The following is a 16,598-nucleotide window of genomic DNA, read 5'->3' on the forward strand; positions in this document are numbered from 1 at the left end:
TTCAGGTGCGGTGAGGACAGCATGTGAAGTTCAGGACGTGCGCCCCTCGCTTCTGCGCGGACCGGAGGCGCAGGCTGGACGCATGGTGTCCATCACGCCCCGGATGACCCGCCCGCGCCCCCCGGACCCGGTCCGGCGCGCCCTGAACGCCCCGCCCGGACTGAAGCCTCCCCTCGCGCTGGGCGCCGCGCTGAGCCTGCTGGGCGCGCTGGGCACCGCGCTGGCCTTCGTGCTCGCCGCGCGGAGCATCGCCGGGGTGCTGACCCCACCCGCCCGGCTGCCGGTCATCGGCGAACTGTTGGGGGCTGCGCTGGGTCTGGGCGTGCGGGCCCTGACCGGCGCGGCGCGCGAGGCGCTGTCGGCGCAGCTGGCCGCGCACGCGACCGCGTGGCAGCGCGGGCAGCTCACGGCGCGGCTGCTGGCGCTGGGCCCGGTGGCGCTTTCCGGGCGGCGCGCGGCGGACCTCGTGACGCTGAGCAGCGACCTGGGGCCGCGCCTCGCGCCGTATTACGCGCGCTTCCTGCCGGGCCGGGCGCACGCGGCGATCTGCGCGATCGTCGCGCTGGGCGTGACCGCGTGGCTGGACCCGGCGACCGCCGCGCTGCTGCTCGTGACCGGACCGCTGACCGTGGTGTTCCTGTACCTCGTGGGGCTCGCCACGCACGCCGCCACGCAGGCGCAGTGGGCGCGGCACACCCGGCTCGCGGTGCGGCTGCTGACCCTGACGCGGCACCTGCCGACCCTGCACGCCTTCGGGGCGGTGCCCACCTACCGGGACGTGCTCGTCCGCTCGGCCGGCGCGCACCGCGAGGCGACCCTGCGGGTGCTGCGCGTGGCGTTCCTGTCGGGCTTCGTGATGGAGTTCGCCGCGACCCTCGCCACCGCGCTGGTGGCCGTGTGGATCGGCGTGAGGCTCTTCGGGGGTGAGGCGACCCTGGCGCCCACGCTGGCCGCGCTGATGCTCGTCCCGGAGTTCTTCGGGCCGCTGCGGCAGCTCGGCGCGGACCGCCACGCGGCGCTGGACGCCGAACCTCTGGCGCGCGATCTGGCGGCGCTGGACGCCGTGCCCGGCGCGCCCGAGGGAACGCGGGACGCGCCGCCCGGCGCCCCTGAACTGACCTTCCACGGCGCGCGGGCCGACCTGCCGGGCGTGACCGCCACCCTGACCGGCACGGTCGCCAGTGGCGAGCACGTCGCCCTGCGCGGTCCGAGCGGCGTCGGCAAGAGCGCGCTGCTGCACGCGCTGGGGAAGTACGTGGCGCACACCGGGCAGGTGACCGTGGGCGGCGTCCCGCTGGATGACCTGAACGCGGACCGCTGGGCGCGCCGGGTGGCCCTCGTCCCCCAGGCCCCACGCCTGCTGGCGGCCAGCGTGCGCGACAACCTGCGCCTCGCCGCGCCCGACGCGGACGACGGGGCGCTGTGGACCGCGCTGCGCGAGGTGGGACTGGACGGCGTGATCGCCGCGCTGCCCGGCACGCTGGACGCCCCACTGGGCGAGGGCGGCACGCGCCTGTCCGGCGGGGAGACGGCCCGGCTGGCCCTGGCCCGCGCGCTGCTCTCCGGCGCGGACCTGCTCCTCCTCGACGAGGTCACCGCCCACCTGGACGGGGACACCGCGCGGGACCTGCACGCGCTGATCGGCCGGGCCGCGCGGGGGCGGACCGCGCTGCTCGTCACGCACCGCGACCCACCGCCCGGCTGGCGCACCCTGACCCTGGAGGCCCCATGACCGGCCCCGTCAGGCGCGCCGGAGGCTGGCGGCCCTTCGTCCTCCCGGCGCTGCTGGGCGTCGCGGCCACCCTGGCGGGTGTGGCGCTGGCGGGCGCGTCGGGTCGCCTGATCGCCCGCGCGGCGCTGCGGCCCGAGGTGTTCCTGAGCCTGACGCTGCTCGTGACCCTGGTGCGCGGGCTGGGCGTGGGCCGCGCGGGCCTACGCTACGCCGAACGCCTGACCGGGCACGCCGCCGCCCTGCGGGCCGGGGAGGCGGGGCGGGCGGCGCTGTTCGACCGCGTCTCACGGTTCGGGCGGGACCTGCTGGCCCGCGAACGCAGCGGTGACCTGCTCGCGCGCAGCGGCGCGGACCTCGACGCGCGGCAGTTCGCGGCGCTGCGCGTGACCCTGCCGCTGCTGGGTTTCGCGGGCGCCGCGCTGCTGGCGGGTGGCTGGCTGCTGAGCCTGGACGCCCGCCTGGGCCTGAGCGTGCTGGGACCGCTGCTGCTGGCGGCGGCGCTGCCCTGGCTGGCCCGCACGAGGGCGGCGGAACTGGCCCGTGAGGAGGCGAGGGTGGCCCGCGAGCACGGCGCGGCGCTGCTCGACGCGCTGAGTGCCAGCGCGGACGGCGCGGCGCGGCTGTGGGCGCCCCGCCTGGACGCCCTGAACGGGCAGCTGCGCCGCGTGACCGGGGCGCAGGGTCGCCTCCAGACCCGCCTGACGCTGGGCCGCGAGACGCTGTTCACCCTGAGTTTCACGCTGGTCCTCACGCGCGGCCTGACGCTGGTCGAGACGGGCGCGCTGGGCGGCGCGTGGCTGGCGGCGGTCGTGCTGCTGGCCGCTGCGAGTTTCGACGCGCTGAGCCCGCTCGCGCTGGTGCCCGGCGCGCACGCGGCGGCCCGGGCAGCGCAGGAACGGGACGAGGAACTCTCGGCGGTGCAGCCCGCCGTGACCAATCCTGACCATCCGTCAGCCCTGCCGCCCGGGCCACTGCCCCTGACCCTGGACGGCGTGGGACTCACGCGCGGCAGGCGCGACCTGTTGCGCGGCGTGACCCTGCACCTCCCGCCCGGCGCGCGGGTGGCCGTCACCGGCCCCAGCGGCGCGGGCAAGAGCACCCTGCTGGGCCTGATCAGCCGCGACCTCGACCCCACCGCCGGTCGGGTGACGCTGGGCGGGACGGACCTGCGCACCCTGGCCCTGGCGGACCTGCGCGCCCGCCTGAGCCTGCACGAGCAGGACGCGCCGCTGCTGGATGGCACGATCGAGGAGAACCTGCGCCTCGGCGACCCGCACGCGCCCCCCGAGCGGCTGCGGGCCCTGCTGGACGACCTGGGCCTGGAGGACCTGCCGCTGGACACCTGGGTCGGCGAGGGCGGTACCCGCCTGTCCGGCGGGCAGCGCGCCCGCGTGAGTCTGGCCCGCGCGCTGCTGAAACGCTCGGACGTGCTGCTGCTGGACGAACCCACCGCGCACCTCGACCCGGACACCGAGGCCCGCGTCCTGAGCGTCCTGGGCCGCGAGTGCGCCGGTCGGACCCTGCTGCTCGTCACGCACCGGCCCGCGCCACTGACCCTCGCCGATCGGGTCTACCGGCTCGCAGACGGCGGGTGGCATCCCCTCTCCACCTCCATCCAGAAGAAGGTCATATGAACGAGATCCTGGGCTTCTCCACGCTGGACCTGTCGCGCTTCCAGTTCGCCACGACCAGCATCTTCCACTACTTCTTCGTGCCGTTCACCGTCGGCTTCGCCCTGATCATCGCCATCCTGCAGACGCTGGCGTACCGCAGCGGCGACCCGAAACTGGAGAACCTCACGCGCTTCTTCGGGCACCTCTTCTTCATCAACTTCGCGGTGGGCGTCGTGACCGGCATCGTGCAGGAATTCCAGTTCGGCATGAACTGGCAGGGCTTCTCGAACTTCGTCGGGAACATCTTCGGCATCCCGCTGGCGCTGGAGGTCCTGATGGCCTTCTTCCTGGAAAGCACCTTCCTGGGCCTGTGGTGGTTCGGCAAGGACCGCCTCCCCGCCTGGGCGAGCCTCGCGAGCATCTGGATCGTCGCCGCCGGGACGACCATCAGCGCCTTCTGGATCATCATCGCCAACGCCTGGATGCAGCACCCCGTCGGCTTCGAGATCAAGGACGGCCGGGCCGTGATGACCGACGCGTGGGCGATCGTCACGAACCCCAAGGGCCTGGAGTGGTTCGCGCACATCTGGGCGGGTAGCCTGACCGTCGCGGCGTTCTTCGTGCTGGCCGTCAGCGCGTACCACCTGCGCCGCCGCGCGAACGTCGAGGCGTTCCGCGTCAGCTTCCGCGTGGCGCTGATCACCGCGCTGATCGGGTCGGGCGGCGTGATCCTCGCCGGGCACGAGCAGGGCCAGAGCGCCGTGCGCGACCAGCCCATGAAGTACGCGGCGTTCAGCGCCCTGTGGGACACGCCGGAAGGCAACCAGATGCCCGAGAGCCTCATCGCGCTGCCCAGCAACGCCGCGCGGGAGAACCGCTTCGAACTCAGCGTGCCGTACGTCGGATCGTTCCTGGCGTTCAACAACTTCACCGAGAAAGCCAAGGGGATCAACGATCTCCAGCGGGAGTATGAAGCCAAGTACGGCCCGGGCAACTACACGCCGTGGGTGTGGCCGGTGTACTGGTCGTTCCGCGTGATGGTCGGCCTGGGCTTCCTGATGCTGCTCGTGACCCTGGTGTACGTGTGGCGCTGGCGGCAGGGCAAGCTCGACGATCCGGGGCGGCTGTACCCGCTGCTGCTGGCCATGCCCCTGGCCCCGCATCTGGCGAACTTCAGCGGATGGATCGCCACCGAGATGGGCCGCCAGCCGTGGATCGTGCAGGGCCTGCTGCGCACCGGGGACGCCGTCAGTCAGCTCAACCCGCTGTGGGTGCTGCTGTCGCTCGCGGCGTTCTGGGTGGTGTACCTCACGCTGATCGGCCTCGACGTGTTCCTGCTGACCCGCACCGCCCGCGCCGGGATGCATGAACCGGACGTCGAGACGCCCTCGGTCCCCGCCCCGGACTACGTCCCCGAAGGAGCGCGCGCATGACCGACCTCCCCACCCTCTGGTTCATCCTGACCGCCGCCATCTTCGCGATCTACTTCTTCCTGGACGGCTTCGACTTCGGCGTCGGCGCCCTGCAGCCCTTCCTGGCCCGCACCGAGGCCGAGCGGCGCGCCATGATCCGCACCGTCGGCCCGTTCTGGGCCGCGAACGAGGTCTGGGTGATCCTGGCCGCCGGGGTGATCTTCGCCGCGTTCCCCCACTGGTACGGCACGCTGATGACCGCCCTGTACCCCGAATTCACGCTGATCCTGCTCGCCCTGATCGGGCGCGGCGTGGCCTTCGAGTACCGCGCGGAGATCAACCACCGCCGCTGGCGCACCTTCTGGGACGTGACCAGCTTCGTCACGAACCTCCTGCCCGCCTTCCTGTGGGGCGCGATCATGGCGAACATGGTGCGCGGCCTGCCCATCGACGCCAGCGGCCGCTTCGACGGGAGCCTGCTGTACTCCGTGAACACCTTCAGCGTCCTGGGGGGCCTCGCCACCCTGAGCCTGTTCGTCCTGCACGGCGCGACGTATCTGCTGCTGCGCCTCGACGACAACGACGTGCTGCACGGCCGCGCCCGCCGCGCCGCGCTGATCTGGGGCGCCGTCGCCTCCGCGCTGGTCCTGGCCTTCGTGTACCAGGGCTTCATCCGCACCGGGCTGTTCGGCACCTACGGCCTCCAGGAATGGCTGTTCCCCCTGGCGGCCGCCGTGAACCTCGGCCTGATCTGGCTGGCCCTCACCCTAGGGCGCGACGCACTGGCGTTCGCCGCCACCGGCCTCACCATCGTCTTCTCCACCGCCACCATCTTCGGCAGCCTCTACCCGAACGTGCTGCCCAGCACCCTGGGCGACGCGTACAACCTCACCGTGCAGAACACCGCGTCCGAACCGTACACCCTGCGGCTCCTGACCTGGGTGGGCGCCGCCTTCCTGCCGCTGATCATCGGGTACCAGGCCTGGAACTTCTACGTGTTCCGCCAGCGCATCCGCGCGCACGACGAGAAGATCCCCGGCGGCCACGACTGATAGCCTCAGCCCCGGCAGGACGCGGCTTCAGTCCGGGGTCCCGCCGGGTTTCCGGGCGTCCAGAATCAGGGAGACGAAGCCCAGGTGTCCGCCGCGGTTGCGGTGGTCGAGCAGCAGCGAGCGGTACACCGGGCCGGTCGAGACGTCCCAGCCGTGGTAGTGGAAGCGGCCCGTGTCGTCGCAGTATTCGAGCAGGTCCACCTCGAAGCCCGCAGCCTCGAACACCGCGCGGAAGGTGGGGGCGTCGTACACGACGTGATGGTCGGCGGCCGGGTGGTCGGCCGGGCCGGGCCCCCCGACCTGCACGGTGCGCTGGTACGCCTCATCGGGGAAGTTGGCGTCAGGGACGGCGCAGCGCAGCCAGCCGCCGGGCTTCAGGTAGTCCAGGCACAGGCGCGCGGCCTCGCGTCCCTGCTCGGGGGTGAGGTGCTCCCAGACGTGCTCGCATAGCAGCGCGTCGGCGCGGCGATCCCCGAAGTACCGCTCGAAGCTGGCGCGGTCGGTCAGGTCGAGCTGGTCACGCTGGGTGGGAATCCAGCCGGGCCACGCCTGGGCGCCGGCGCCGATGATGACCCTGAGGGGTTCGGACATGCACGCAGTCTGGCATGGGACGCGGCGGGTTCCGTGCCTGGCGGGCTCAGCGCTGAACGGGGTACCCGGCTGACGTCCAGGCGTTCATGCCGCCGTCCACGTTGAACACGCGGGTGTACCCGGCCTTCACGAGTTGCGCGCTGGCCTGGGCGCTGCGGTTGCCGCTGCGGCAGATGACGTACACCGGGCGGTCCTTCGGGACCTCGTTCATGCGGGCGCCCAGATCCGCCAGCGGCAGCAGCGCCGCGCCGGGGACGTGCCCTTCCTTGTATTCGGCGTCGGTGCGGACGTCCAGGACGTACTCGCCCTTCGCCTGAGCGGCGCGCAGGTCCTGGACGGGGATGGTGGTGTACGTGGCGGCGCGGGGCGCGCAGGCGCTCAGGGTGAGCAGGCCGATCAGCAGGGTGGGTCGCATGGGGGGGCACTCCTGGGGGCGAGGGGCGGGGAAACCGGTCACCGCGAGTATACCAGCCCAGGGTATGCCCTCACCGGGTCAGGGGAGGCGCAGGGGCCGCCCGCTGACGATCAGCCAAGCCTCGTCCGACGCGGCGGCGGCGCGCTGATTCACCCAGCCCAGCAGATCCCGGAAGCGGCGCGCCAGCGCGTTGTCCGGCACGATGCCGAAGCCCACCTCGTTCGTGACCATGACGGTCACGCCGCCCCGGTCCCGCGCGGCGCGCAGCAGGTCGTCCGCGGCGGCCAGCACGGCAGCGTCCGTCCAGTCCGCCAGCATCAGGTTGCTGACCCACAGGCTCAGGCAGTCGAGCAGCACCGTCCCCTGCACCTCGCCCACGACCGCCGGGACGTGCAGGGGTTCCTCGCGCGTCACCCACCCGGCTGGCCGGTCGGCGCGGTGCCGTCCGATGCGGCCCCGCATCTCGTCGTCGAAGGCCTGCGCGGTCGCGACGTACGTGACGGGGGCGCCCACCTGCGCCGCGCGGGCCTCCGCAAAACTACTCTTGCCGCTACGCGCCCCGCCGGTCACAAACACCAGGGTCACAGGAGTTCCTCCAGCACGCGCGGGTCGAGGGCCGCGCCGACCCGCGCGGCGATGGCGTCCAGGCGGGCGTCCAGCGAGTCCAGGCCCGCCGGGGGGCGCAGGCCCGACCAGCCCAGGAAGCGCTCGAGGTACGCGGGGTTCTCCAGCAGGCCGTGCAGGTACGTGCCGCGCACGTTGCCCTGCCGCCACAGCCGCCCCGGCGCGAGGGTCTGCACGCCCGGCCCCGCTCCGGTCTGCCCGTGGTGGATCTCGTAACCCTGCACGGTCAGGCCCGTCTCGGCGTCCGTGAAGGATGTGAGGGTGGTGGTCTTGTCCGGCGCGAAGGTCGTGTCCAGATCCAGCAGACCCAGGCCCGGCACCTCCGGCGCACCCTCCACGCCGTGCGGGTCGCGGATCACCCGGCCGAGCATCTGCAGGCCCCCGCACACGCCGAGCATGGGAACGCCCGCGTGGGCGGCGCGGGTCACGGCGCCCGCCAGTCCGGTGGCGCGCAGCCACGCGAGGTCGGCGGCGGTGCTCTTGCTGCCGGGGAGGATCACCGCCCGCGCGCCTGCGAGGTCCGCCGGGGTCGCCACCCAGCGGGCCAGCGGCCCGAGGGGCGCAAACTCGTCGAGGTTCGACACGCGCGGCAGGCGCGCGATCGCCACGAAGCCGTCGTCCTGATCCCCGCCGCGCGCCGCTCCCGTTTCGGCCCACACGCCGTCCTCCTCGGGCAGCGGGATGTCCAGCATCGGCACGACGCCCACGGTGGGCACGCCGGTCTGCTCCTGCAGCCACTCGGGCGCGGGCGACAGCAGCCGCGCGTCGCCCCGGAAGCGGTTCAGGATGAAGCCGCGCAGCAGCGCGCGTTCCTCCGGGGTCAGGCAGTGCCAGGTGCCGAGCAGGTGCGCGAACGACCCGCCCCGGTCGATGTCGCTGGCGAGCAGCACCGCGGCCCGGGCCTCCAGCGCCACGCGCATGTTCACGATGTCCGACGCGCGCAGGTTCACCTCGGCGGGACTGCCCGCGCCCTCGATGACGACCACGTCGAACTCGTCCATCAGGCTGTGCAGCGCGCCCTGCACGTGCGGCCACAGGTGCGCCTTGCGCTCCCGCCAGGGCAGCTCGGTGATTTCACGGTTGACCTGCCCCAGCAGCACGACCTGAGAGCGGGTGTCGGCTTCCGGTTTCAGCAGCACCGGGTTCATGCGGACGTCCGGCGTGACGCGTGCGGCGGCGGCCTGCACGAGCTGCGCGCGGCCCATCTCCAGGCCCGCCGGGGTGACGCCCGCGTTGTTGCTCATGTTCTGCGCCTTGAACGGCGCGACCCGCGCGCCCGCGTTCGACAGCGCGCGACACAGCGCCGCCGTGAGGTAACTCTTGCCCGCGCTGCTCGTGCAGCCCTGCACCATGATCGCCTTACCCATGTCGTCCTCCCACTGCCAGCCGTGAGTGCAGCTCGCGCACGAGCACGCGGTTCTCGCCCGGCAGGCGCGTGCTCACGCGGATGAGGTGCGGCAGTCCGTAACTCGCGCAGTCCCGCACCCGTACGCCTGCCGCGAGCAGGTCCGCACTCAGGGCGCGGGCGTCCCCGACCCGCAGCGTCAGGAACGGCGTGCCGTGGTGCTCCACGCGGCCCAGCGGGCGCAGGTCGTCCGCCAGCGCGGCGGCGTGCGCGGCGACCCTGGGCAGCGTCTCGGCCAGGAAGCGCGCGGCGTGCGGCAGGGCCGCGAGCACCCCGGCGGTCCCGGCGGGCACGTGCCACGCCGGGGCGAGGTTGTCGAGCGCGGCGATCACGTCCGGCGCGGCCAGCGCGTACGCGGGTCGCGCGCCGACCAGCCCGTGCGCCTTGCCCGGCGAGAGCAGGCGCAGCAGCGCGGGGTGGCGCGGCGGGGCGGGCAGCGCCACGAAGGGCGCGTACGCCTCGTCCACGATCAGCAGCGCGCCGACCTCGTGGCAGCGTCCCGCCAGGGTCAGCAGGTTCTCGGGGCTGGGGGCGAGGCCGGTCGGGTTGTGCGGGTACCCCACGTACACGAGGCGCGTCCCGGCCGGGAGGGCGTCCGGCACCCCCTGCACGGTCGTGACGGGCGCGCCGAGCAGCGCGGCGGCGCGGGCGAGTTCCCCGAAGGGCGCGTGCAGGCTCAGCAGCGAGCCGCCGCCGCTCAGGCACAGCCGGGCGAGGCGGTGCAGGAGTTCGGACGCACCCACTGCCGGGGTGACCTCGGCGGGGCTCAGGCCGTGCCACGCGGCCAGCTGCTCCCGCACCCAGCCGTAGCTCGGGTCGGGGTAGTGGGCGTGGTCGGCGTCCCGCACCGCCTGGATCAGGCGCGGGCTGGGACCGTACGGGTTGGCGTTCACGCTGAAATCCAGTCCAGTGAACGGCTGCGCGCCGGGTCCACCGTGCGGCACGCGGGGAATCAGGGGAATCACGCCCGCGCCCCCGTCAGCCGCCGGGGCAGGGGGAGCAGGCAGACCAGCGCTGCCAGCAGGGCCGCGCGGTTCACCAGAGTCAGGGCGGCGCGCAGGTCCCCCGCGTTGGGGTCGCGCCCGGCGGCGTTCAGGGTGTACACGCCGCGCTTGTGCAGCCGCACGCCGAGGGCCCCGGCGGCGGCGCTCATGGGGTGCCCGCCGTTCGGGCTGGGCGTGCGCCGGGCGTCCGCGCGCCACACCCGCCAGCCTCGCCCCCCGGCGGTGAGCAGCAGGCACGCGGCGCTCAGGCGGGCCGGGGCGAGGTTCAGCAGGTCGTCCGCGCGGGCCGCGACCTTGCCCGGCCATTCCAGCTGCGGGGTGCGGTAGCCCCAGCTGGCGTCGGCGGTGTTCGTGAAGCGGTACGCGGCGGCCCAGCCCAGGCCGCCCAGCCGCGCGTGCAGCAGCGGCGCGACGACACTGTCACTCAGGTTCTCCGCGAGGCTGGCGATGGCCGCGCCCGCCACCTCGGACGCGTTCAGGTGGGCGGTGTCGCGGCTCACGAGGTGCCAGGACAGCAGTCGCCGCGCCTCGGGCAGGTTCCCGGCCTCCAGCGCCGAGGCGACCTCCGCGCCCGCGCGCAGCAGCGCCGTGCGGGCCAGCAGCGGTTTGAGGGCCACGCCCTGCGCCCACCACGGCAGCCGCCCGGCCGCCCCGCCCAGGGCCGCACTGAGGGTGACCCCGGCGGCCCAGCCCAGGCCCCCCTCGATCAGCTGCGCGGGCGGCGTCTGTCCCCGCCACGCGGCGCGCGCGCGGCGCAGCAGATGCCCCATCCACACGACCGGGTGCGCGGGGGCCGGCGGTTCGCCCAGCGTGTCCAGCGCGAGGGCCAGCAGCAGCGCCCGGCGCGGGGTGCCCCTCAAGCGGTCACCGCGCGGCAGGCGTCCAGGAAGCGGGCGGCGAGGGCCGGGTCGGCGCCCAGGTGCAGGTGCAGGTAGCTGGCCAGGACGTTCCCGTGCGCGTAGCCTTCCTCGGTGACGGTGCCGTCGTGCGCGGTCCAGGTCCAGGCGGGCCGGGTGGGGGCGTGCGTGAGGACCGAGTGGTGGAACTCGTGCCCGCGTACGACTGTGCCTGCCGGGGCGACCAGGGTGTCCTGCAATGCGGTCGCGTCGCGGTACCCGAGGGTCAGGCGGGGTGTCATGCGGGTGCGGTAGGGGATCACGCCGCACATCGGCACCTCCTGTCCGTCCACGTCCAGTGATTCCCCGAGGTACATCAGGCCGCCGCACTCGGCCAGGACCGCGCCGCCCGACGCGGCAAACGCGCGGATGGACTCGCGCATGGACACGTTGCGGCTCAGCTCGTGCGCGTGCGCCTCCGGGTACCCGCCGGGCAGCAGCACGCCCCCCACCCCCGCCGGGAGGGCCGCGTCCCGCAGCGGACTGAAGCGGATCAGTTCGGCGCCCTGCGCGCGCAGTTCGTCCAGCGCGTCCGGGTACGAGAAGTGGAACGCCTCGTCGTGCGCGAGCGCCACCCGCACCGGCGCGCCCGTCGGCGCGGGGGCGGGCGCGTCCGGCAGGGCCGGGGCGTGGATGGCGTCCAGCAGCGCGTCCAGCCGCAGGCCCTCAGCGGCGCGGTCGGCGGCGGCCTCGTCCCAGGCGGCCTGCTCGGCGCTCAGGAGGCCCAGGTGCCGTTCGGGCAGGTGCAGCCCCGCGTCGCGCGCCACCCAGCCCAGCACCGGCAGGCCGACCTGATCCAGGGCCGCCTCGCACAGCGCCGCGTGCCCCGCGCCTGCCACGCGGTTCAGGATCACGCCTGCCACCCGCACCTCCCGCCGGAAGTCCCGCAGGCCGCACGCGACCGCCGCGACCGTCCGCGCAGACCCCCCGGCGTCCAGCACGAGTACCACCGGGGCGTCCAGCAGCAGCGCCAGGTCCGCCGTGGAATGCTCGTCGGTGGTCGGGTCGCGCCCGTCGAACAGGCCCATCACGCCCTCCAGGACGCTCACGTCCGCCTGCGCCGCGGCCCGCGCGAACAGCTCACGCAGCCTTTGGCGCCCCAGCAGGAACGAGTCGAGGTTCCGCGCCTCACGGCCCGCCGCGCGGGTCAGGTGCGTCGGATCCAGGTAATCCGGGCCGAGCTTGAACGGCTGCACGCGCAGCCCCCGTGAGCGCAGCGCGCGGCACAGCAGGGCCGCCACGGTCGTCTTGCCGCTGCCGGAGGACGCCGCCGCCAGCACCACGCGGCGCGGCCCGGCAGGAACGGAAGGGGAGGTCTGGTCGAAGCTCGCCATGAACCGCCCCACCTTACCCGAAGGTCGCACCGGCGCGCGGCGCGGCCCCAGGGCGCTGTATCAACCCTGTCCCCGCTCAGCCCAGGGCGCTGTGACCGGTCAGGTGCCGCCCGATGATCAGCGTGTGAATGTCGTGCGTGCCCTCGTAGGTGTCCACGGTTTCCAGGTTCAGCATGTGGCGGATCACCGGGTACTCGGTCGTGATGCCGTTCCCGCCGTGCAGTTCCCGCGCCAGCCGGGCGCCCTGCAGCGCCGCGCGGACGTTGTGGCGTTTGGCGTAACTGACCTGCGCGTAGTTCATGCGCCCGGCGTCCTTGAGGTTCCCGAGTCGCCACGCGAGCAGCAGGCCCAGGCTGTGGTCGGTCGCCATGCGGGCCAGTTTGTCCTGCACGAGCTGCCGCGCCGCGATGGGCTGCCCGAAGGTCACGCGACTCCCCGCGTAGTCCAGCGTGGCCTGCAGCACGGCCTCCAGCGCGCCCATCGCGCCCCACGCGATGCCGAACCGCGCCGACGTCAGGCACGACAGCGGACTTTTCAGGCCCGCGCTGCCGGGCAGCAGGTTCGCGGCGGGGATGCGGCAGTCGTCCAGCACGATCTCCCCGGTGACGCTGGCGCGCAGGCTCTGCTTGCGGTGGATCTGCGGGGCGCTGAAGCCCGGCGTGTCGGTCGGCACGATGAAGCCCCGCACGACGCCGTCGTCGTCCTTGGCCCACACGACCGCCACGTCCGCCTCGGGGCTGTTCGTGATCCACATCTTGTTGCCACTCAGCACGAAGTCGCTCCCGTCGCGGCGGGCGCGGGTGCGCATCGCGCCGGGATCACTTCCGCCGTCGGGTTCGGTCAGGCCGAAGCAGCCGATCAGTTCACCGCTCGCCAGGCCCGGCAGCCAGCGCGTGCGTTGCTCCTCGTTGCCGAACGCGTGAATGGGATGCATCACGAGGCTGCCCTGCACGCTCGCGGCGCTGCGCAGCCCGCTGTCCACCCGTTCCAGTTCGTACATCATCGCGCCGTACGCACTGTAGGACGCGCCGGACCCGCCGTAGGCCTCGGGCGTGGTGGGACCGAGCAGGCCCATCCCCCCGAAGCGGCGCATGACGTCCCGCACCGGCAGGTCGCCCGCGTCCCACCATCCGGCCACCTGCGGCAGCAGTTCGGCGTCGCAGAACGCGCGGACACTCTCGCGGATCAGGCGTTCCTCGGGGGTCAGGAGGTCATGCACGGCGAATTCATCGAACATGGCTGGTGATACCACACCGGACCGCCCGGCCGCGCCTGGATCCTGCACCTGGACCGGGTGCCCGGAGAGGATGGTCGTGCGTCAGCCGGGCGTTTCGCCGGACGCGGCCACCGCCTCGCCGCGCGCCTTGGCGGCGTACATGGCGGCGTCGGCGTCCTGCAGCAGCGTCTCCCCGGTGCCGCCGGGCCGCAGGGACGCCACGCCGACGGTGGCGCGCAGCGGCAGCCCGCCGATGCTCAGGGTCTGCATGGCGCGTGTGATGCGCCGCGCCACGTTCAGGCCCTGCTCCAGTGTGCTGCCGGGCAGCAGCGCCGCGAACTCGTCGCCACCCCAGCGGAACAGCGCGTCGCTGCCGCGCACCTCCTCGCGCAGCAGCGACGCGACGCGCTGCAGGCCCTCGTCTCCGCGCGCGTGGCCCAGCTGGTCGTTGACGCCCTTGAAGCCCCGCAGGTCCAGGACGAGCAGGGTCAGGGCGGGACAGTCGCTGTGGGCGGCCGTCACGGCCTGTTCAAGCGCCTCGTTGAACGCCCGGCGGTTGCCCAGGCCGGTCAGGGCGTCGGTGCGGGCCGCCGCGCGGATCTGGTCGTGCCGCTGCGCCTCATGGATCAGCAGGGACGCCATGCTGCCGAACGCCTGCGTGACCCGCACGGCGTCGGCATCGAACGCATCGGGGTCACTGAACGAGTCCAGGTTGATCAGGGCGTACACCTCGTCGCCGAACAGCACCGGGACGGCCACCACGCTCTGCAGGTGCTGCACTTCGGGCAGCAGATCGTCGACCCGTTCACCGTCACGGTCGTAGCCGACGCCGTGCCGGGCGATGCTCTGCCGGGTCAGGACCCGCGGCTCGCCGCGTTGCCAGGCGTCCACGCCCAGCCCGTACCAGACGTCGCGGGTCCGCTGCCACGGGAAGGTCACGTCCTGAAGGGGTCCGGCGTCGTACCCGCAGACCGCGCCGAACTGGAAGACGTCCCCGCGCCGCACGAGCAGGCTGCCGCCCTGCGCGCCGGGTACCAGTTGCACGGCCGCGTCCAGCAGCGGCTGGTACAGCTGCTCGGCGGGCACGCTGTCCAGTTGCCGCTGCAACTGTAACAGGGTCTCCAGGCGCCGCTCGGCCGAGAGGCGTTCGGTGACCAGGGCCAGTTGCCGGGTGGCGGCGGTGGCGGCGCGCTGCTCCTCGACCGTCCAGGTGGGTGTGGGGGTGACCTGCAGCGCCTGCCGCGCCCGGTAACGTCCGGTCAGCGGCAGGGTCAGGCCCGGCAGCGGTGCGGGCGCCGGGTGCGGTACGAGGTCGACCTGCGTGGCGCCCAGGCTGCGCAGGAACTCGCGGACGCGGCCCAGCGCGGCGTCCGGGTCGTCCTGGCGGGCCACCCAGCCGTTCACGAGGCCCAGTTCGACCGCCAGGGCCCGGATGCCCAGCGCCTCGAGCAGCGCCGTGAGGGTCAGCGCGAGGTCCTCAAGCGCGTCCTGCGTGGCGGGATCGGGGTCGGGCAGGCACAGGCGCGCGACCGGCGCGCCGCGCACGAGCACCGGCGTTCCGCCCGGTCCGTCCGGGCGGCCCAGGTGACCGCCGAGGCGGTCCAGGCGGGCGCGGAGCTCGTCGAGCAGACCCTGCGGCCCGGCGTACTGTAGCGCCACCTGCGTCAGGTGCCGCCTCAGGTTCTGGACGGCCTGCGCGCCGGGTGCGGGGTGGGGTCCGCTCATGCCTTTCAGCGTATGCCGCGTCGGGGTCCGGTGTGGCGGCATGGTTCACATGGGCGGGCCCTGCTGTTCAGGGCCGCTCGACGGGCAGTCCGGCGGCCTGCCAGCGCCCGATGCCGCCGCGCAGGTTGCGGGCATCGAGTCCCTGGGCGCGCAGCAGGCGGGTGGCGGCGGCGCTGCGCTGCCCGCTGGCGCACTGGCAGATGATCACGCGACCGGGCGGAAGTGTGGCGGCGCGGCTGCCGAGGTCGCCGAGCGGGATGTGACGGGAGCCGGGAATCAGGGCGGCGCGGCGTTCGGCGGCGCTGCGGACATCGAGCAGCAGGGCGCCCTGGCCGATCAGGGCGCGTGCTTCCTCGGGGCTGAGGCTGGTGTCGGGTGTGGGGCGCAGCAGGCTGCGGAGCCAGTTCAGCATGGCAGGTCCTGTGGGATGGGCATGCCCAAGAGTAAACCCCCTGGGGGTATGTTGCATGAGGGGGAAGGCTGGCGTCCCCCTCATCCTGCCCCGCAGCTCATACGGACTCCGTTTGTTTCGTTCACAACCCGGGACAGCACTGGGTTGCCAACTCCACGTCTGGAGGGGCGTTTCTCTCCTTCTCTAGCTCCGCAGCTCTGCGAGTCGCATCCGCTCCGATTGAACGGCTTGATAAGCCATTCAATCGGAGTCCGTATCAGATGTTCCGGACGGCCCCGCGCGCGGCGCTGGTGGTCATGCTGGCGTAGGCGCGCAGCGCGCCCGTGATCTTGCGGGGGCGGGCCTCGGCCGGGTGCCAGCCGGCCTCCTGCTGGTGGGCGCGCCGGGCGGCGAGTTCGGCGTCGTCCACGGCGAGGTGAATGCGCCGCTCTGGGATGTCGATCTCGATGACGTCGCCGGTCTGCACCAGTCCGATGGTGCCGCCCTCGGCCGCCTCGGGGGACACGTGCCCGATGGACAGGCCTGAGGAGCCGCCCGAGAAGCGTCCGTCGGTGACGAGCGCGCAGTCCTTGCCCAGGCCCTTGGATTTCAGGTAGCTGGTGGGGTACAGCATCTCCTGCATGCCGGGGCCGCCCTTGGGGCCCTCGTAGCGGATCAGGACGACCTCGCCAGCCGTCACGGTGCCGTCGAGGATAGCGTCCACGGCGGCGTCCTGCGATTCGAACACGCGGGCGGTCCCGGTGAATTTCAGGATGCTCTCGTCCACCCCGGCGGTTTTGACGATGCAGCCGTCCTCGGCGAGGTTGCCGTACAGCACGGCCAGACCTCCGTCCTGAGAGAAGGCGTGCTCGGCGCTGCGGATGACGCCCTTCTCGCGGTCGAGGTCCAGCGCGGTGTACCGGCGCGCCTGCGAGAAGGCCAGCTGGGTGGGCACCCCGCCGGGCGCGGCGCGGTAGAAGGTGTGGGTCGCCTCGTCATCCGTGCGCTTGACGTCCCAGCGGTTCAGGGCGTCCGTCAGGCTGGGCGCGTGGACGCTGTGCACGTCGCGGTTCAGCAGGCCCGCGTCGTCCAGCTGGCCCAGGATGCCCATGATGCCCCCGGCGCGGTGCACGTCCTCCATGTGCACGTCGTTCTTGGCGGGCGCGACCTTGCACAGCACCGGCACGC

Annotated in this window: 15 protein-coding genes (1 of these 15 running past the window's edge); 4 read left to right on the forward strand and 11 right to left on the reverse strand. The window is 73.5% G+C overall.

The genetic code is table 11. The features are described 5' to 3' along the window. Window positions 1-37 precede the first annotated feature (37 nt). The 4 genes from EXW95_RS00165 to cydB are packed head-to-tail and all read left to right on the forward strand — an operon-like array spanning window position 38 to window position 5,809. Window positions 38-1,732, forward strand: a complete 1,695-nt coding sequence (locus EXW95_RS00165) for an ABC transporter ATP-binding protein/permease (protein ID WP_371809839.1) — start codon at window positions 38-40, stop codon at window positions 1,730-1,732. After that, window positions 1,729-3,366, forward strand: coding sequence for a thiol reductant ABC exporter subunit CydC (cydC, locus tag EXW95_RS00170; RefSeq protein ID WP_174365817.1), 1,638 nt, complete (start codon window positions 1,729-1,731; stop codon window positions 3,364-3,366). Before EXW95_RS00165 ends, cydC begins: the two co-directional genes overlap by 4 nt. Continuing rightward, the gene (locus EXW95_RS00175; RefSeq protein WP_174365818.1) at window positions 3,363-4,778 is read left to right on the forward strand and encodes a cytochrome ubiquinol oxidase subunit I; all 1,416 of its coding nucleotides are present in this window, start codon (window positions 3,363-3,365) and stop codon (window positions 4,776-4,778) included. Before cydC ends, EXW95_RS00175 begins: the two co-directional genes overlap by 4 nt. After that, window positions 4,775-5,809 (forward strand): cytochrome d ubiquinol oxidase subunit II, encoded by a 1,035-nt coding sequence (gene cydB / locus EXW95_RS00180; RefSeq protein ID WP_119672885.1) that lies wholly within the window; start codon window positions 4,775-4,777, stop codon window positions 5,807-5,809. Before EXW95_RS00175 ends, cydB begins: the two co-directional genes overlap by 4 nt. A 27-nt stretch (window positions 5,810-5,836) precedes the next feature. Here the strand turns inward: cydB and EXW95_RS00185 are convergent, their stop codons facing one another. The 11 genes from EXW95_RS00185 to ilvD all read right to left on the reverse strand — a co-directional run. Further along, a complete protein-coding gene (locus EXW95_RS00185) occupies window positions 5,837-6,400 on the reverse strand; it encodes a methyltransferase domain-containing protein (protein WP_174365819.1) in 564 nt (187 codons plus the stop codon). A 46-nt stretch (window positions 6,401-6,446) separates the two neighbouring features. Further along, the gene (locus EXW95_RS00190; protein ID WP_174365820.1) at window positions 6,447-6,815 is read right to left on the reverse strand and encodes a rhodanese-like domain-containing protein; all 369 of its coding nucleotides are present in this window, start codon (window positions 6,813-6,815) and stop codon (window positions 6,447-6,449) included. A 78-nt stretch (window positions 6,816-6,893) separates the two neighbouring features. Further along, window positions 6,894-7,400 (reverse strand): bifunctional adenosylcobinamide kinase/adenosylcobinamide-phosphate guanylyltransferase, encoded by a 507-nt coding sequence (cobU, locus tag EXW95_RS00195; protein ID WP_174365821.1) that lies wholly within the window; start codon window positions 7,398-7,400, stop codon window positions 6,894-6,896. Then, a complete protein-coding gene (locus EXW95_RS00200) occupies window positions 7,397-8,806 on the reverse strand; it encodes a cobyric acid synthase (protein ID WP_254605363.1) in 1,410 nt (469 codons plus the stop codon). Before EXW95_RS00200 ends, cobU begins: the two co-directional genes overlap by 4 nt. Next, window positions 8,799-9,809, reverse strand: a complete 1,011-nt coding sequence (locus EXW95_RS00205) for an aminotransferase class I/II-fold pyridoxal phosphate-dependent enzyme (RefSeq protein ID WP_174365822.1) — start codon at window positions 9,807-9,809, stop codon at window positions 8,799-8,801. The genes EXW95_RS00200 and EXW95_RS00205 overlap by 8 nt, the downstream gene beginning before the upstream one ends. Beyond that, the gene (locus EXW95_RS00210; RefSeq protein WP_174365823.1) at window positions 9,806-10,708 is read right to left on the reverse strand and encodes a CobD/CbiB family cobalamin biosynthesis protein; all 903 of its coding nucleotides are present in this window, start codon (window positions 10,706-10,708) and stop codon (window positions 9,806-9,808) included. The genes EXW95_RS00205 and EXW95_RS00210 overlap by 4 nt, the downstream gene beginning before the upstream one ends. Then, on the reverse strand, window positions 10,705-12,078 hold the full coding sequence (locus EXW95_RS00215; protein ID WP_174365824.1) for a cobyrinate a,c-diamide synthase: 1,374 nt from the start codon (window positions 12,076-12,078) through the stop codon (window positions 10,705-10,707). Before EXW95_RS00215 ends, EXW95_RS00210 begins: the two co-directional genes overlap by 4 nt. A 76-nt stretch (window positions 12,079-12,154) precedes the next feature. Then, a complete protein-coding gene (locus EXW95_RS00220) occupies window positions 12,155-13,315 on the reverse strand; it encodes an acyl-CoA dehydrogenase family protein (RefSeq protein WP_174365825.1) in 1,161 nt (386 codons plus the stop codon). Window positions 13,316-13,396: 81 nt separating this feature from the next. Further along, window positions 13,397-15,019 (reverse strand): diguanylate cyclase, encoded by a 1,623-nt coding sequence (locus tag EXW95_RS00225; protein WP_174365826.1) that lies wholly within the window; start codon window positions 15,017-15,019, stop codon window positions 13,397-13,399. 67 nt (window positions 15,020-15,086) lie between these two features. Next, complete coding sequence (locus EXW95_RS00230) at window positions 15,087-15,431, reverse strand: rhodanese-like domain-containing protein (RefSeq protein WP_174365827.1); 345 nt, start codon at window positions 15,429-15,431, stop codon at window positions 15,087-15,089. A 256-nt stretch (window positions 15,432-15,687) separates the two neighbouring features. After that, a protein-coding gene (ilvD, locus tag EXW95_RS00235; protein ID WP_174365828.1) for a dihydroxy-acid dehydratase crosses the window boundary here: on the reverse strand, window positions 15,688-16,598 show its 3' end. It continues 919 nt past the right edge of the window; the window shows 911 of its 1,830 coding nt (coding positions 920-1,830); the start codon falls outside the window, past its right edge — the gene reads right to left on this strand; it ends in the stop codon at window positions 15,688-15,690.

The sequence above is a fragment of the Deinococcus sp. JMULE3 genome, assembly GCF_013337115.1.
In the GTDB taxonomy this organism is placed as follows: domain Bacteria; phylum Deinococcota; class Deinococci; order Deinococcales; family Deinococcaceae; genus Deinococcus.

Coding starts and splice junctions, on each gene's coding strand:
- EXW95_RS00175 (WP_174365818.1), top strand. CDS start 3,363: ATGAACGAGATCCTGGGCTTCTCCACGCTGGACCTGTCGCGCTTCCAG.
- cydB (WP_119672885.1), top strand. CDS start 4,775: ATGACCGACCTCCCCACCCTCTGGTTCATCCTGACCGCCGCCATCTTC.
- EXW95_RS00225 (WP_174365826.1), bottom strand. CDS start 15,019: ATGAGCGGACCCCACCCCGCACCCGGCGCGCAGGCCGTCCAGAACCTG.
- EXW95_RS00215 (WP_174365824.1), bottom strand. CDS start 12,078: ATGGCGAGCTTCGACCAGACCTCCCCTTCCGTTCCTGCCGGGCCGCGC.
- EXW95_RS00230 (WP_174365827.1), bottom strand. CDS start 15,431: ATGCTGAACTGGCTCCGCAGCCTGCTGCGCCCCACACCCGACACCAGC.
- EXW95_RS00185 (WP_174365819.1), bottom strand. CDS start 6,400: ATGTCCGAACCCCTCAGGGTCATCATCGGCGCCGGCGCCCAGGCGTGG.
- EXW95_RS00200 (WP_254605363.1), bottom strand. CDS start 8,806: ATGGGTAAGGCGATCATGGTGCAGGGCTGCACGAGCAGCGCGGGCAAG.
- EXW95_RS00190 (WP_174365820.1), bottom strand. CDS start 6,815: ATGCGACCCACCCTGCTGATCGGCCTGCTCACCCTGAGCGCCTGCGCG.
- cydC (WP_174365817.1), top strand. CDS start 1,729: ATGACCGGCCCCGTCAGGCGCGCCGGAGGCTGGCGGCCCTTCGTCCTC.
- EXW95_RS00220 (WP_174365825.1), bottom strand. CDS start 13,315: ATGTTCGATGAATTCGCCGTGCATGACCTCCTGACCCCCGAGGAACGC.